Origin of the sequence: Mycoplasma corogypsi, assembly GCF_045276875.1 — a bacterium.
Classification (GTDB): Bacteria; Bacillota_I; Bacilli_A; order Mycoplasmatales; family Metamycoplasmataceae; genus Mycoplasmopsis; species Mycoplasmopsis corogypsi.
Genome location: NZ_CP174163.1, coordinates 149,272 through 166,098, shown reverse-complemented (window position 1 = coordinate 166,098; position 16,827 = coordinate 149,272). Strand labels below are relative to the sequence as shown.

The following is a 16,827-nucleotide window of genomic DNA, read 5'->3' as shown; positions in this document are numbered from 1 at the left end:
TTTACTTAGTTCTCCTTACTAAATAGTATCTTCATCTGTTCTTACTCTAAGTTTCATTGATCCTAATTCACCAGAAAGTTTTCCATTAATGATGTCATATACATTTTGGTTTTCAACGATGATTTCTTCAACATAGCCCACATTTCTAAGACCATAGAAGAAACCTTGTAGTTCTTTAGCTCATCCAGGATTTCTAAAGTCTGCTGAAGTACCTTTTAGGTAAACTTTTGTGACAATGTCATTTAGGAAAATAATTTTTGATTTTGTATCTGGTCCTCAATCATATAAAAGACTAGATCATTGTTGTTTTTCAATGTTTTTTAAGTTCAATGTATAGATTGGTGTATCAGCATAAAGTTTAATAGCTTTGATAGCTCTTCCATTTAAGTTGACACCTTCTAAACTTTGAATATCAATTAAATTACTTAAATCAACTTTTGGTGGTCATCCATCATCACCATGTTCACCATTAAAGAATCTCAAGTTCTTTTTAGTTTTATACGCAATTTCAAAACCTTTTTTAACATCTTCTTTTGTCGCACCAACATCTGGACGAATGATGTTAAACACAATAGCAGCGGCAGTTCTTTGTCCAGATGGTCTATCAAATGCCTCAATAACACTATAATCGTAAGATATATGTTTTACATTTTTGAAAATACTTGGATCGATACCTCATCCGTATGGAGGTCTTTTTGCTCCTGGACGATTTACATCACCCATGTTGTCATTTAAGTTCGGTGCAGTGGTTACTAAACTTACTTCATCAAGTGTTTTATTTCTTAATTCACCAATACCATACATTTTTTCTGTACTAAATAAGAAGGTAGCCTGTTTAATATTACTTGGGAATTTTTTGATAATTTCACCTAAATTAATTCCGTTTGTGTCCACTGGAGTTTCTTTAACAGTAATATTTTTCAAGTATATACCTGAAATTTTATCTCTTAAAGGACCACGTGAAAGAATATCCTTAACTTTTTCTTCAGCCAATGATAGTGATAAATCTACATCAAGGAAGAAAAATTCACCTTGTTTAACTTTATTATCGGCATTAGCAGTATATTTGTAAATTGTAATACCATCATCTTTGCTTATAACTCTACCGGTTACTGGATCAAATTCAGTTCTACCTTTGTAACGAGGATCACTTAAACCATATTGAGTTCTATAAGTTTCAGTAACAGATAATTTTTGTCATCCTGGATAATCACCTTTTAGAACCATTTCAGGGTTTCTGTCATAAATTGAATCATTAGACAAGAAACGACTTTTGTTATTTTCAATATTTCTATTTAAAACAGGGTTGTCAGATTGGTTAACATAATCAAAGTTAACAGTTAAATTAACACCGCTAGCGTCAAAAACCGGAACTCTACCAGCGGCTAACTCAGATTCTAGAATTCTTTTTGAAGCTTCAATTTGGTCTCTTCAAATTTGACGTCTTTGTTCTTTAGTATAGATTTTTCAACGATCATCAGGATCTCATTTTCCATTTAAGGCATCAGTGAAAGCTCTAAGTCAATCTGGATTTTTAACTTCTTTATAAATATCTTTTAAATCTTCATAAGTTATGTCACCATCTTTCTTAAATAGTTTCTCAATATTTGTAAATCTTTGTCTATATTCTTGAGCTTTCTCCCCAGTAACAGCTGGAGGGTTAGTAGGGGTTAAAGAACTACCAGGGTTTTCAGCTCTTCTTGATGGGCTTTCTAAACTACCACCAGCACCAATTAATTTACTAATATCATCATGGCTTAATTGTTTATCTTCTAATCTTGCTGCTTTTGGAGTTACTTTATCAGCTGTATCTCTTTCAACACCAATTTTATAGTTTCCACCAGGGTTAATAAAAGCGCCACGTCACGCAGGCAATAAACGATAACCAGGAGGTACTTTTGAAGCAAAATCAACTGGTTCATCTTCGTTAGATGTAATTGTTGCTTCACCGACATATTGACCATTTAATGTGTATTGGACACGTGTTTGATAAACTTTTAGAATTTTATCTAGCTGAATATCATTATTTTCTTTTGATAAATCAATATTTCTTAAGTCAGCTCTATTTTTAGGTTTATAACCATCTGGTACATAGTAAATTAAATCAGAATTATTATCACCTTCTCTAGCGGTAATAGGTGTTTCTTTCAAGACAGTACCCTTATAAATAAATCTAATGTTTGTTTTGTATTCTTTTCCAACTTTTACAACCAAAATTTTGTTTAAGGTTAATTTTTGTATGAATGTACCTTGGTATTTATTTGCTTTTTCATAACCATCAGGCATTAACTCTTCAACTGAAGGGAGAGTTCCATCATCTTTTGGTTTAACATCAATTCTAGCAACCTCTCTACCTTCTTTATCATGGTAAAGATATGTAGTTTTAGGGACTTTTCTAACATCAAATGTATTTGGTTGGTTTATTTTTAATTTCTTTTTAAGTGCATCTATAGTTTCAACAAATTCATAATTCCCACTATCAATGCTATTGATTACTGATTGTAAATCAATAGTTTCAGAGTAAAAAACTCTATCAAAAACTATGATGTGTGTAGATTCGTCTTGAAGTAAAATTCTAGTTATTCATTTTTTAACAAGTGGTTCAACTTCTATCGTATTTGTTTCCCCTGGGATAATATTAATTCCGTTAGTGAAACGATAATCAGTTGGTAATTGTTGTTGAACCTCTGATTCAGGAATCGGTTGACCTTCTTTTCTTTTAATTTCAAATTCTTTAACAACTTTTCTATTGTTAGATGAATCAACAAAAACAAATTTTGTTGTTACTAAATCTAAAATTTGTTGAACAATGTAAAAGTTTTCTTTGTCTTTTTTGATTGTTGCAGGGTCAATTTCTTCTACTAATTCGTAATCATTTGGAATCGCCTTTTTAATTTTAGGTAAATCAAATGGCTCATCACCAGTTGTTGTTACTGAATATTTAGCAATAGGTGTTCCACTTTGTGTTTTGAAAATAAAAGTAGTGGTGAAGATTTGTTCTTTTTTACGAATGAAGAATGTATAGTCTTTTCCAGATAATAAATGTTCTTCGATATTTTTTCTTCCATTAGCTTCAAAATCAAAAGTATAACCTTGTGGTAAGTATTCATATGGGTTAACTTTTTCAGTTACTTTTGTAATAACTGTTTTTTCAACTTTAACTTCATCACCTTCTTTTAAGATAAGTTTTGTAGTCGCAACATCGTCTTTTTTAACAAGTTTAATAATGTTGACTTCACCAACCACAAAACTATCTTGTTCAGGACTTAATTCGTAAATTTCATGATTTGGAACATATTCTTTCAAGTATTTTTTGAAGTCCACGTCATTGTTTTTCCCAAGTGTAACTGTAATTTCGTTTGTTAATTCTTTTCCATTGAATGAAAACTTAATTTTTGTAGGCACAGTTGGAACAGTTCTACGAATGAAAATATTATTAACTGCATCAGGAGTAATTTTAACTATGCTAACATCGCTGTAATGTTCTGGGTCTAATTCGTATCCATCAGGAACGATTTTTTCTGGTGTAAAGTTAAGCGGTACACCAGCTCTGGTTTTAAAAACATCAGTTTTGATAATAACATCATCAACATATCAGTTAACCGTAGTCGTGATGTATTCATCAGTAATTGTATCTGTTGTTGAAGTAATTGAGTTTCCTGAAGCTTCTTTGTTACTTAAGAAGTATTCAGATTGCTTATTAGCTAAATTAACAGGAGACATGATGTTATCAGAACTTTTCATCAAAATAGGAACAACAATAGCAGAAGTTGCTGCCGCTGTACTTCCTAATAGGATACCGACACGAACGATTTTTTTCTTTTTAGCTTTGATCATTTGTGCCTCCTTTAATGTATTTGGATATAGATAAATGTAATATTCAACAATAAAACTAGTTGAAATTAAGCTAAATTTATTGCCTATATCTCATATATATTTAATTTTACTACTATTGGAATATATCTATTCTGTTTGCCGAGTTTATTTTGATAATTTAGGATATTGTTACCACATTTTTACTTTAGTAATTGACTAACTAAACTAAAAGTTTTATTTCTAATACTTTTGAGACTATATATTCAAGCTTTTAGATTAATTAAAATTATTTTTATACTGGTTTAAATTTTAAGATAAGCCTTAAAAAGTCGCTTGAATTTAAGATTTTTACTCATTTTTTCGGCATTTTTCTTTGTTTTTTTTTTTTTTTTTTCAGCTAGTGTAGAAAAAATAGCCTTATTTTTAGGTTTTTTAAAATTAAAAAATATCCACAAAAATTTGCGGATATTTAGTCTGAAAATTACCCATAACGAAGTAATTTATAAATGTAATAACTGATACGAATATTCATAAAAATTACCATTTAAAAGCCAATACTAAAAATTAAAGTGCTAAGTGTGGCAAGAGTATCAAAACCAACTTTGATAGCTTCTGAAACAAAATAAGAACTCGCAAAACGTAAATTATTAGATCAGTTTTTAATTGAATGAATAATTAAAGCAACAACAAAACCACCAACTAACATAAAGCTGGTGAAGCAATGATAGTTATTGATGGTATGTGTTGGACATTCCTTATGTATTTTTTTATTTTACTTAGTTCTTCTTACTAAATAGCATCATCATCAGTTCTTATTCTAAGTTGCATTCTGCCTAATTCTCCAGAAAGAGTTCCCATAATGATGTCATAAACATTTTGGTTTTCAACAATGATTTCATCTACATATCCAGCATTTTTAAGCCCATAGAAGAACCCTTGTAATTCTTTAACTCATCCTGATTTTTTGAAATCTTCAGAAGTACCTTTTAAGTAAACTTTATTAACAATATCATTTAAGAATATAACTTTAGATTTTGTATCAGGTCCTCAATCATATAAAAGACTTGATCATTGTTGTTTCTCAATATTTTTTAGATTTAATGTGTATACTGGTGAGTCTGCATATAACTTAATAGCTTTAATGGCTCTACCATTTAAATCAACACCTTCAAGACTTTGCACATCAATTAAGTTACTAAAGTCCACTTTTGGTGGTCAACCATCATCACCGTGTTGACCATTGAAAATTCTCAAGTGTTTTTTGGTTTTATATACAATTTCAAAACCTTTTTGAATATCAGCTTTTTTAGCACCAACATCAGGACGAACAATGTTAAACACAATTGCAGCAGCAGTTCTTTGACCTGACGGTCTATCAAACGCTTCAATAACACTGTAATCGTAAGAAATATGTTTTACATTTTTGAAAATACTTGGATCAATACCTCATCCATATGGAGGTCTTTTTGCACCAGGACGATTTACATCTCCCATGTTGTCGTTGATATTAGGCGCAGTAGTAACTAAACTTACTTCATCTAGTGATTTATTTCTTAATTCACCAATACCATACATTTTTTCGGTACTGAATAAAAACGTTGCTTGTTTAAGGTTATCTGGGAATTTTTTAATAATTGCACCTAAATCTATACCGTTTGTATCAACTGGTGTTTCTTTAACAGTGATATTTTTTAGATAAATTCCAGAAAGTTTACTTCTTAAAGAACCACTATTTAAAATATCTTTAATTTTTTGTTCAGCTAGTGGTAATGATAAATCTACATCAACGAAAAAGAATTCACCATCTTTTTTAACTTTATTATCAGCATTAGCTGTATATCTGTAGATAGTAATACCATCATCCTTACTAACAACTCTACCAGTTACTGGATCAAATTCAGTTCTACCTTTGTAACGAGGATCACTTAAGTTGTATTCGCTTCTGTATGAGTCAGTAACAGACGATTTTTGTCATCCAGGGTAATCACCTTTTAAAACCATTTCTGGGTTTCTATCTCAAATAGAATCATTAGATAAGAAACGGCTTTTATTGTTTTTGACATTTCTACCGAATACTGGGTTATCTTCAACATTTTCATAACCAAAGTTAACATTTAAATCAGCATTAGATGCGTCAAAAACAGGAACTCTACCAGCTGCTAATTCTGATTCTAATATTCTTCTAGATGCTTCAATTTGTTCTTTTCAAATTTGACGTCTTTGCTCTTTTGTATAACCTTTTCATCTATCAGTAGGATCTCATTTACCATTAAGTACATCAGCAAACGCTTTTAATCAATCAGGGTTTTGTACTTCTTTATAAATCTCTTTTAAATCATCAGCAGTAATTTCACCTTTGCCATATAATTTTTCGATGTTTCTAAATCTTGTTCTGTACCCTTCAGCTTTGGCACCTGTAATTGCAGGTAATACTTTTCTCTCTAATGAACTACCTGGGTTTGCGGCAATACGAGACGCACTAACAGTTGAACCACCCATAGAAATAATCTTACTAATATCATCATGAGTTAAAGTTGCATCTTGTAATCTTGGATTTTTAGGTTTTGTTCTATCTTCGGTGTCAGGTTCTATACCAATTTTATAATTTCCACCTGGGTTAATTCTTGCATTTCTTCAAGCAGGTAATAAACGATAACCACGCGGAACTTTTGATTCAAAGTCTACAGGTTCATCCTCATTAGATGCAATTTTTGCTTTTGAAATATATTGACCGTTGTGTGTATATTCAACTCTAGTTTCGTATACTTTTTGAATTTTGTCTAACTCAATATCATTATCTGGTAAATTTATGTCAATTTTTTTAAAAGCAGATCTATCTTTAAGTTTATAACCATCAGGAATATATCAAACTAAGTCTGAATTAGAATCACCTTCTCTAGCTGTAATTGGGGTTATTTTTAAAACAGTACCGTTGTACACGAATCTAATGTTTGTTTTGTATGATTTTCCAACTTTTACAACCAAAATTTTATTTAATGTGAGTGGTTGAATAAATGTACCTTGGTATTTGTTCGCTTTTTCATAACCATCTGGCATAAATTCATCTACAGATGGTAATTTACCGTTTTCATTTTTAGTAACATCAACTCTTTTAACTTCTCTACCTTCTCTATCATGGTATAGGTAAGTTGTTTTTTGAACTTTTCTAACTTGAAGTGTATTAGTTTTGTTTATTTCCAGTTTTTTCTGAAGTGTTTCAATATTTTCAACATATTCATAATTTCCACCATCAACACTATTAATTACTGATTTTAAATCAATAGATTCAGAGTAGAAAATTCTATCAAATACAATTGCTTGAGTTGCCGAATCTTCAAGTATAACTCTTGTTATTCATTTTTTAACAAGAGGCTCAACTTCAATAGTGTTAGTTTGCCCAAGAATAATACTTATACCACTTGTAATCCGAAAATCAGCAGGTAATTCTTGTTGAACTTCAGATTCAAGAATAGGTTTACCTTCTTTTCTTTGAATTTCAAATTCTTTAACAACTTTTCTGTTATTTGTAGAATCAACGAATACAAATTTTGTTGTTACTAAATCTAAAATTTGTTGAACAATGTAATAATTATCTTTGTCTTTTTTGATGGTTGCAGGGTCAATCTCTTCTACTAATTCATAATCATTTGGAATTGCCTTTTTAATTTTAGTTAAATCAAATTGCTCATCACCTGTTGTAGTTACTGAGTATTTGGCAATTGGTGTTCCACTTTGTGTTTTGAAAATAAAAGTAGTTGTGAATACTTGTTCTTTTTTACGGATAAAGAATGTGTATTCTTTTCCAGATAATAAATGTTCTTCAACACTTTTTCTTCCATTAGCTTCAAAATCAAAAGTATAACCTTGTGGTAAGTATTCGTATGGGTTAACTTTGTCAGTTACCTTTGTAATAATTGTTTTATCAACTTTAACGTCTTCACCTTCTTTTAAGATAAGTTTTGTAGTTGCAACATCATCTTTTTTAACAAGTTTAATAATGTTAACTTCACCAACCACAAAACTATCTTGTTCAGGGCTTAATTCGTAAATTTCATGATTTGGAACATATTGTTTTAAGTATTTCTTAAAGTCCACATCATTGTTTTTACCAAGTGTAACAGTAATTTCGTTTGTTAACTCTTGTCCATTGAATGAGAACTTAATTTTTGTAGGCACAGTTGGAACAGTTCTACGAATGAAAATATTATTGACTGCATCAGGAGTAAGTTTAACTATGCTTACATCACTGTAATGTTCCGGATCTAATTCGTATCCATCAGGAACGATTTTTTCTGGAGTAAAGTTAAGTGGCACACCAGCCCTAGTTTTAAAAACATCAGTTTTGATAATAACATCATCAACATATCAGTTAACTGTAGTTGTAATGTATTCATCAGTAATTGTGTCTGTTGTTGAGGTAATTGAGTTTCCTGAAGCTTCTTTGTTGCTTAAGAAGTATTCAGATTGCTTATTAGCTAAATTAACAGGAGACATGATGTTATCAGAACTTTTCATCAAAATAGGAACAACAATAGCAGAAGTTGCGGCTGCTGTGCTTCCTAATAAGATACCAACACGAACGATTTTTTTCTTTTTAGCTTTAATCATTTGCGCCTCCTTTTATGTCTTTTGGATATAGATAAATGTGATATTTAACAATAAAACTAATTGAAATTAAACTAAATTAGTTGCCTATATCTCTTATATATTTAATTTTACTACTATTGCAATATATTGATCTGTTTGCCAAGTTTATTTTGGCAATTTACGATATTGTTACCACATTTTGACTTTTGTAATTTGCTAACTAAACTAAAAGTTTCACTTTTGATACTTTTAAATCTATATATTCAAGTTTTTAGGTTAATTAAAATTATTTTTATAGTGGTTTAAATTTTTAAGATAGGTGTTTAAAAGTTGCGTAAATGTGCAATTTATGTGCGCTTTTTTGGCATTTTTCTTCATTTTTTATTGCTAATGTAGAAAAAATATCCTTAATTTGAGGTTTTAAAATTAAAAAATATCCACAAGATTTTTGTGGATATTTAGTCTGAATATTGACCATAGCGAAGTAATTTATAAATGTAATAACTGATTCGAATGTTCATAAAAATTGCCATCGATAAGCCAATACTAAAAATTAAAGTGCCAAGCGTGGCAAGAGTATAAAAACTAACTTTGGTAGCTTCTGAACTAAAATAAGAACTAGCAAAAATAAATAAACCACTTGCTGTTAAAGCCATAGGGAAAGTAAAACTCGCAAAGCGTAAATTATTAGATCAGTTTTTAATTGAACGAATAAATACAAGTAGTAAAAATCCTAATCCAATCGAACTTATCATAAATAAGATTAAAATGATAGCTTCATAAGCTGATTGGTTATTTAATACGCTAGTTATAGCTCGATTTGGATTAAAAGCAGCAACAAAACCACCAACTAACATAAAGGCTGGTGAAGCAATAATAGCCATTGATGGTATGTGTTGGGCATTTTTATGACCACGAAACATAAAGCGATATAGTCCGATTGGGAAAAAAATACAATAAAGGGTAAAAGCTAAAATTCAAATGATTTGGAAAAATAAAATTGGAACAATGTCATTTAAATAATTAACAAAAGCAACGCAGACCGAAAAACCAACTAATGGTATAAACCAAGAGCCATAAATTTGTAAATTACGTTCGATAATATTTTTTCTTACAACATAATAAAGGAAAATACCTAAAAACACCAGCTGTGCTAAAATCATTATCACATTAATAATGTTAGGTACAATCAGTAAATTATAAAGTAAAGTTGGATTGTTAGTTACTAACGAATTAAAGATGATTGCAAAAGCATTTGAAATGGAAATAAACGAAAGGAAAATGACTCCTAAAAACCCTGATAAATAAGGGTTTCTAATATCTCGTTTGATTTTATTAAAGCCATAAATAAATTTTAAGGTCAATAACACAATGTAATAAAGTGTTGTTATAATCGCAATACTTTCGACAATTGGCACAATAATTTTGTATGAATTATCTAAATCGACATGAAAAGTTCTTAACATTAAAATAAATGCATTTGCAATTCCGATAGTACCAATAGTAATACCACCAGTACTGTAAGGAATATGGGATATTTTTTCTTTAAAAGTCATTAGACTTATTTAACTTGCCTGTATTTGTAATTTAAAACATGCATTCCAACTACATGGTTATCTAAAGCTTGCATTAAATCACCGACATAGTATGGTTGATTTAATGAGTGAGTTTCACCATGCAATTGATAGCTTAATTCACTAGCATCCACATCTAATCCGTACACTACTAAGGTGTATAAGTGATCTTGATCTGGTGGATATGAACCAAAATATAAAGCTGCACTTTCGTTAGTTTGAGATGTAAATCCCATTGGTAATACACCTTTTAAATCACTATTTTCATCTTTGTTAAATGACATTAAAGTTGTTGGGACACTTGAATTATATCCTTGTCATAACATGCTATCTGAATAGGTTTTTAGACCTGATTTTTCTCACTCTTGGTGTGATAAATATGAAGCATTTGTTTCAAGTTTTGTACCTTTAACATTTGCAACAACTCAGTGAATAAAAGGGAAACCAATAACTTTAGCAGCATCAAAATCTTCAACTACAATTGCATATGATTTAGCATCTTCAATTGGTTTTCATTCTAAATCAAAACTATATGAAGGAAACGGTGTTTGGTTAACATTAGCATGACCTCCATGGTGGTCGTGTAAGTACCCTTTGTGATCAATTGCTGATGATCAAATGTTTGCATTATTACCTAATTTATGCATTATTTTCCCTCCGGTTCATATCAAAAGTTTAATTGTTTAACATCTAAAACATGATGTAACATTGCATTGTTTAGTTCACCTAAATGGAATCCTTGTTTTAGATCTAATTTTTCAACATCTAAAGCATAGATTTTAATAGTGTATAAGTGTTTTTTATCAGGCGGCATAGGTGGAAAGTATCCTGTTGCTTCCTCTAATGAATTTGCACTATATTGCTTTGGCATACATGGAATAATAACACCGTTTTGATCTTTATTTTGACCTGGAACAGTTGAATTAACCCCTTGAACTCATTCAGAATTAGTTAAATTTTCACCAAAGCTAATTTGATTGTTTTTAATATTGCATGCTGCAAAGTGAATAAATGGTTGTCCAATTACCCTTGAAGCTTCATAATCAACAATAGTAATTGTGTATGATTTAGCATTTTCAGTAGCTTCTCAACTTAAATCAAACATCTTTCATCTACCGTCATTGTCAGTAACTACTGCTTTAGGGCTTAAAAATAACTTATGATTTTTAAGCTCAAATAAACTTGAATTTATGTGTTTCATAGCTTAATCCTTTACTTTTTATATTTAACAATTCAATTATATTCTTTTATTAGTTTTATAAGCTTATTTAAAGTAAAAAAGAGTGTTTTTATGCAATAAAAAGCGAAAAAATAAAACTTTTGGTATAATTTTATGCATGAATAACATTAATAAAAAAGAGTATGAAGCACTATTAGGAAACGAAACTCATATTAATGCTTTATTAGCTAATTCAACTGCTTATATTAATGAATTTGTTAATGATCTAAATTGAGTTGGATACTACTTAAATGAAGATAATGTTTTATATTTACATACTTTTCAAGGTAAAATAGCTTGTTCAAAAATCCCATTTGATCGTGGGGTGTGTGGATATGCAGCTAGAGAGCAAAAAGTAGTTGTAGTTGATGATGTTCATCAATTTAAAGACCACATTGCGTGCGATGCTAATAGTAAATCTGAAATAGTTTTACCTATTATGGTAAATAACAAAGTTTTTGGTGTATTAGATATTGATGCACCAGTAGTTAATAGATTTGATCAAAAATTAGTAAGTGATTTAACCGAATTTGCTGAATTTATTAGCAAGCAAATTCAAAAAATTCAAAAAACAAGCTAGGTAAAACTAGCTTGTTTTTATCTTTGTTATCAAATTTTAACACGTTCAGATGGTTCTAAATACATTGGATCTTCTTTTGTTAATCCGTAAAATTCATTAAATAAGTCTAAATTTTTAAGTTGTACATTAACTCTAGTTTCCGCAGGTGCATGTGGATCACCTTGAAGTCTCTTCTTAGCATTTTCAAGTTGACTTTTTGATCTTCAAATTCGAGCATATGAAACGAAAAACTCTTCTGGATCAAAGTTTTCTTCAAAAGCAGCAGCTTCTAAAGCGCATGAAAGACTTGATAAGTCAGCTATATTTTCTGATACTGTTAATCTTCCATTTACAGGACCAGCAAATGTTTCAACACCTTCAAATAGACCAACTACTTTTTCAGTTTTAATTTGGAAGTTTAATTTATCAACTGTGGTTCATCAGTTATTTAATGATCCGTGTTCATCAAATTCAGCACCATTATTATCAAATGCATGTGAAATTTCGTGAGCAATAACTACACCAATTGCACCGTAATTTGCACTTTTTGAAGCATTTTTATTATAGAATGGATCAGCTAAAATAGCTGCGGGGAAAACGATTTGGTTAAATGAAGGGTGATAGTAAGCATTAACTGTTACAGGTGAAAGTTCTCAAAATCTTTTATCTGGTTTTTTATTTCATTGACTAAATTGATATTTAACTTTAGCTTTTTTAAATTCTAATAAGTTAGAATATAAGTTTCCACCTTGCTCATAAGTTTTTACATCATATAAATCGTAATAAGGTTCATAAGCATCTGGATAACCAACTAAAACTTTAATTTTGTTTAGTTTGCTAATTGCTTTTGCTTTAGTTTCTTTAGTTAATCAGCTATTATCTGCCAGTCTTCTTTCATAAACTGCAATCATATTTGCAATCATACTTTCAACATCTTTTTTAGCTTCTTTTCCAAAGTATGTGTGAGCATAAAACTGACCAATTAAGACATCAAACACATTTGAACTTAAATCATATGCAAAGTCTAATAATGATCTGTTTTCTTTAACTCCGTAAGCAACTTTGTTAAATTCAAAAACAATTTCTCTAGTTTCTTCAGTTAAATATGAAGCAACTGATCAAATGTTTCTTAAAAACATTAAGTATTTAAATCCTTCAAATGTTGAATCATTGAATATTACATCTAAATTATCAAAGTATCTAGGGTTAGAAATAGCAACTTCAGCAACTTCTTCTCCTACAATGTTTTTACACATTTGAGCAATTTTAAATTCTGATGATTTTTTATCTAAATCTACAGTTAAAATAGGGTTATATAAAGCAGGGTAGTTAGCTTTTTCAACTGCACTTAAAACATAATCTTTAAGTAAGTTATCAAAATCTAAAGCTTTTTGCACCATAGTTTCAGCTCTTTTAGGTGTAATACCATATGATTTAAGTAATCTTAACATCATTTCTCTTCAAGCTTCTAGGTGTTTAGTTGCCTCTTCTTTATTTTGGTACATTGTAGTATTTGGTAAGATAGTTGGCATTTCATGAATTCATAAAATGTTTAAATTACTATCAACAAAACTTGGGCTAACATCAAAACTTAAAGGTAAAGAAGAATATTTAAAAAATCTCTTAAAATCACGGTTAAATGATTTAAAGTCTTTTAAATCTAAAATTTTATCTAAGTCTGATTTAACTGGTGCTCAACCTAAACGGTCTCTAATTTGAGTGTTTAGCACCATTTTGTAAAAGTTTACATAGTCTTTAATATGTGGGTAGTTTGGAATTGAACTTTCATCTTGAGTTCATTGTCTTAATAATGATTTGAATAAGTTTTCTAAATTATCATGTAATTCAACAAAAGCGTTGTATGATGATTTGTCAGCAGGAATTTCATGAGTATCTAATCATTCTTGATTTACAAACTTATAAAAATCGGTTTTTGGTGTATGTTTTATATTCATTTTTCCTCGCTTTTTTTACTATTTAAATAATACATTTTATTTACTTTTAGATAAGCAAAATAGTCAAAGATTTGAATTATTTAGCCCTAAAAATCAAGGTTTATAGTAAAATAATTTATATAATAAATCTTGAATGAGGTTTGTATGAAAAACTATAAAATCATCGAAAAAAGCAAAATCACTAGAAAAATTTTATCTAATGATAACTTTTTGGCAATTTGAGACTTTATTGAAACTAATCCTAATGAAGTTTCTCAAGGATCTGTAGTTTCAATTTCACAAAAAATTAACATTTCTCAACCTACTATTTCTCGTTTTGTTAAAGCTTTGGGATTTAATAACTATAACGATTTTAGAGTTTATGTGACTGAAAGAAATATTCGTCAAGCTTATGGATTGAAAGAACTACATGAATCTAAAGCTGAAAATGTTAGTCTAAACACTGACAGAATTACCGATGATGTTTATACACACTATCGTTATTCAATTGACGAAACAATGAAAAACATTAAAGCTCAAATTAGAGATTTAGATGATTATATAAAAACAGTTATTAATGATTTTAAAAATAACCATATTTTCTACGGTGTAGGTGAATCAGGTTGAGTTGCTAGGTATTTAGCAGAAGCGTTAAATAAGGTTGGTTTTAATGCTAAATGAATTAATACTGTTTATGATATGCTAACCAATGAATTTGTGTTTAATCACAATAATGTAAACATTACAATTATTTCTAACTCATTTAATACGACTGAAATTAAAGCTGTTTCAAGAGTTTTAAGACGTAAAAATAACTTAAATATTTACGCTATTACAGCTTCTGTAGATAGAGCTAAAGAATGCTTACCAAAGGCTAAAAAGATTTTTAAAGTATCATTTACAAACCAAAAATGAATTTTAACTCCGATTGGGGCTAAAATTTCTAGTTTAATGTTTGCTGATTGTGTTTTTATAAGTTTAGTTAACAAACTAAAACACAAAGAAGGCTTATATCAAACAATGATTAATAACATTCAAGAATGAAACAGTGTGATGGAAAATTTTGAAGCTGAAGAAAAACATAAATAACATTAAAAACTGGTTTTACTATACTTTTGGTAATTATATGCAGTTTAACAGCTCAATCACATCGTAACTTCTTAACACATCGAATTCGATGTGTTTTTTTTAGTGTAAGAAAATACAAAAAAAGTGGAATAATACTGTCAAAAATTGTTTTTTCTTAAATTTAAAAGAGAAATATGGTATTATTTCCACACTTTATTTTTTAGCCATAAGATTTATAAATTTTAAATATAAAAAGCATTATAATTTATAATATTATTAACACACAAGATTACTAGACCCAAATTATGGAGGAGATACATGATTATAAAAGGTATCGGTGCTTCAAAAGGTGTTGCTATTGCTAAAGTTTTTAAAATTGAAGAAAAAGAATTAGTAATTACCAAAGAAGCTAAAAATGTAGAAGCTGAAATTCAAGCGTACCAAAACGCAGTGCAAAAAGTTATCGCACGTATTGAAAAAACTAAGAGTTTAGCAGATTCAGAAGAACATGCTGCTATTTTTGAAGCTCATATTGCGATGGTTCAAGATCCAATGATGGATGAACAAATCAAAAACGCGATTACAAATGATAAAGTAAGTGCTGAATTTGCAACAAAAGGAGCATACGAAACATTTATTGCTACTTTTGAAGCAATTGATGATCCATACTTTAGAGAAAGAACAGCAGATTTAAAAGACTTATTAAAGAAAATGCTATACGCAATCAAAGGAATGGGAGAAGTTGATTTAACAACTATTTCAGAAGAAGTTATTATCGTAGCTGAAGATTTATCACCTAGTCAAACAGTGCAATTAAACAAAAAATATGTGCAAGGATTTGTAACAAATATTGGAGGACCTACTTCTCATACAGCAATTATGGCTAGAAGTTTAGGAATTCCTTCAGTTGTTGGGACAAATAACATTATGCAACACGCTCATAATGGTGAATTAATCGCACTAAACGGTTCAACCGGTGAAGTTGTAGTTAAACCTACAAAAGAAGAAATCGAGCAATACGAAAAAGCTGAAAAAGAATACCAAGAATATTTAGCTAAATTAAACAAACTAAAAGGTAAAAAATCAGAAACAACTGATAAACACCATGTTGAATTAGCAGCTAACATTGGTACACCTAAAGATTTAGATTCTGTATTAGAAAACGATGGTGAAGCAATTGGTTTATTTAGATCAGAATTTTTATACATGGATAACGATAACTGACCAACTGAAGATGAACAATTTGAAGCTTATAAAGCTGTTGTTAAAGGAATGAATGGTAAAAGAGTTGTTATTAGAACACTAGATATTGGTGGTGATAAAACACTTAAATACTTTAAGTTCCCTGAAGAAATGAACCCATTTTTAGGTTATAGAGCAGTTAGATTCTGTTTACAAAATGAAGAAATTTTCTTAACTCAATTGAGAGCTTTAGTTCGTGCTAGTGAATTTGGTAAAGTCGCTATTATGTTCCCTATGATTACTAATGTTCCTGAATTTTTACAAGCAAAATCTTTATTTGATAAAGCTTATGAACAAGTAGTAGCAAAACATCCTAATGTAGCTAAAAAATCAGATATTGAAGTTGGTTTAATGATGGAAACTCCATCTGCTGGTGTTTTATCAGACCAATTCTGTAAATACGCAGACTTTGTTTCTATTGGTACAAATGACTTAATTCAATATTCAATGGCAGCTGATAGAATGAATGAAAACATTTCATACTTATATCAACCACTAAACCCATCAATTTTAAGACTAGTTAAAATGGTTATTGATGGTGCTCACAAACACGGTAAATGAGCTGGTATGTGTGGAGAAATGGCTGGTGATAGTAGAGCACTTCCGTTATTATTAGGTTTAGGTTTAGATGAATTCTCAATGTCAGCTTCAAGCATTTTAGCTTCTAGAGAACTAGTTAATAAACTTTCATACAAAGAAATGCAAGCTTTAGCACAAGAAGCTTTAGAACTAGAAAGTGAACAACAAGTTATTGATTTACTAAAAAATAGGTTATAATACTATCAGTAAGTAAATTAAAGTATCAATTCAAAACCACATCAATCAAAC

At 29.6% G+C, this 16,827-nt stretch carries 10 protein-coding genes; 3 read left to right on the top strand and 7 right to left on the bottom strand.

Annotated elements, in window-relative coordinates; genetic code table 4:
• Positions 1-18: 18 nt before the first annotated feature.
• From ACJA23_RS00710 to ACJA23_RS00685, 6 genes are all read right to left on the bottom strand, one after another.
• Complete coding sequence (locus ACJA23_RS00710; protein WP_406614339.1) at positions 19-3,837, bottom strand: putative immunoglobulin-blocking virulence protein; 3,819 nt, start codon at positions 3,835-3,837, stop codon at positions 19-21.
• 523 nt (positions 3,838-4,360) lie between these two features.
• Entirely contained in the window at positions 4,361-4,522 is a 162-nt protein-coding gene (locus tag ACJA23_RS00705; RefSeq protein WP_406614337.1) for a hypothetical protein, read from the bottom strand.
• Positions 4,523-4,605: 83 nt separating this feature from the next.
• On the bottom strand, positions 4,606-8,424 hold the full coding sequence (locus ACJA23_RS00700) for a putative immunoglobulin-blocking virulence protein (RefSeq protein WP_406614335.1): 3,819 nt from the start codon (positions 8,422-8,424) through the stop codon (positions 4,606-4,608).
• A 437-nt stretch (positions 8,425-8,861) separates the two neighbouring features.
• Entirely contained in the window at positions 8,862-9,959 is a 1,098-nt protein-coding gene (locus tag ACJA23_RS00695) for a hypothetical protein (protein WP_406614333.1), read from the bottom strand.
• Between the two features lie 5 nt (positions 9,960-9,964).
• Complete coding sequence (locus tag ACJA23_RS00690; RefSeq protein ID WP_406614331.1) at positions 9,965-10,624, bottom strand: YbhB/YbcL family Raf kinase inhibitor-like protein; 660 nt, start codon at positions 10,622-10,624, stop codon at positions 9,965-9,967.
• Positions 10,624-11,178 (bottom strand): YbhB/YbcL family Raf kinase inhibitor-like protein, encoded by a 555-nt coding sequence (locus tag ACJA23_RS00685; RefSeq protein WP_406614329.1) that lies wholly within the window; start codon positions 11,176-11,178, stop codon positions 10,624-10,626. The genes ACJA23_RS00690 and ACJA23_RS00685 overlap by 1 nt, the downstream gene beginning before the upstream one ends.
• A 136-nt stretch (positions 11,179-11,314) precedes the next feature.
• Here ACJA23_RS00685 and ACJA23_RS00680 point away from each other — a divergent pair, with 136 nt between their 5' ends.
• Positions 11,315-11,776: a GAF domain-containing protein gene (locus ACJA23_RS00680; RefSeq protein WP_406614327.1), complete on the top strand. Its 462-nt coding sequence runs from the start codon at positions 11,315-11,317 to the stop codon at positions 11,774-11,776.
• Between the two features lie 26 nt (positions 11,777-11,802).
• Here ACJA23_RS00680 and ACJA23_RS00675 read toward each other — a convergent pair whose 3' ends face one another.
• Positions 11,803-13,710, bottom strand: a complete 1,908-nt coding sequence (locus ACJA23_RS00675; RefSeq protein WP_406614325.1) for a M13-type metalloendopeptidase — start codon at positions 13,708-13,710, stop codon at positions 11,803-11,805.
• Between the two features lie 144 nt (positions 13,711-13,854).
• Here ACJA23_RS00675 and ACJA23_RS00670 point away from each other — a divergent pair, with 144 nt between their 5' ends.
• Positions 13,855-14,778: a MurR/RpiR family transcriptional regulator gene (locus ACJA23_RS00670; protein ID WP_406614323.1), complete on the top strand. Its 924-nt coding sequence runs from the start codon at positions 13,855-13,857 to the stop codon at positions 14,776-14,778.
• 297 nt (positions 14,779-15,075) lie between these two features.
• A complete protein-coding gene (gene ptsP / locus ACJA23_RS00665; RefSeq protein ID WP_406614321.1) occupies positions 15,076-16,776 on the top strand; it encodes a phosphoenolpyruvate--protein phosphotransferase in 1,701 nt (566 codons plus the stop codon).
• The last annotated feature ends 51 nt before the right edge of the window (positions 16,777-16,827 follow it).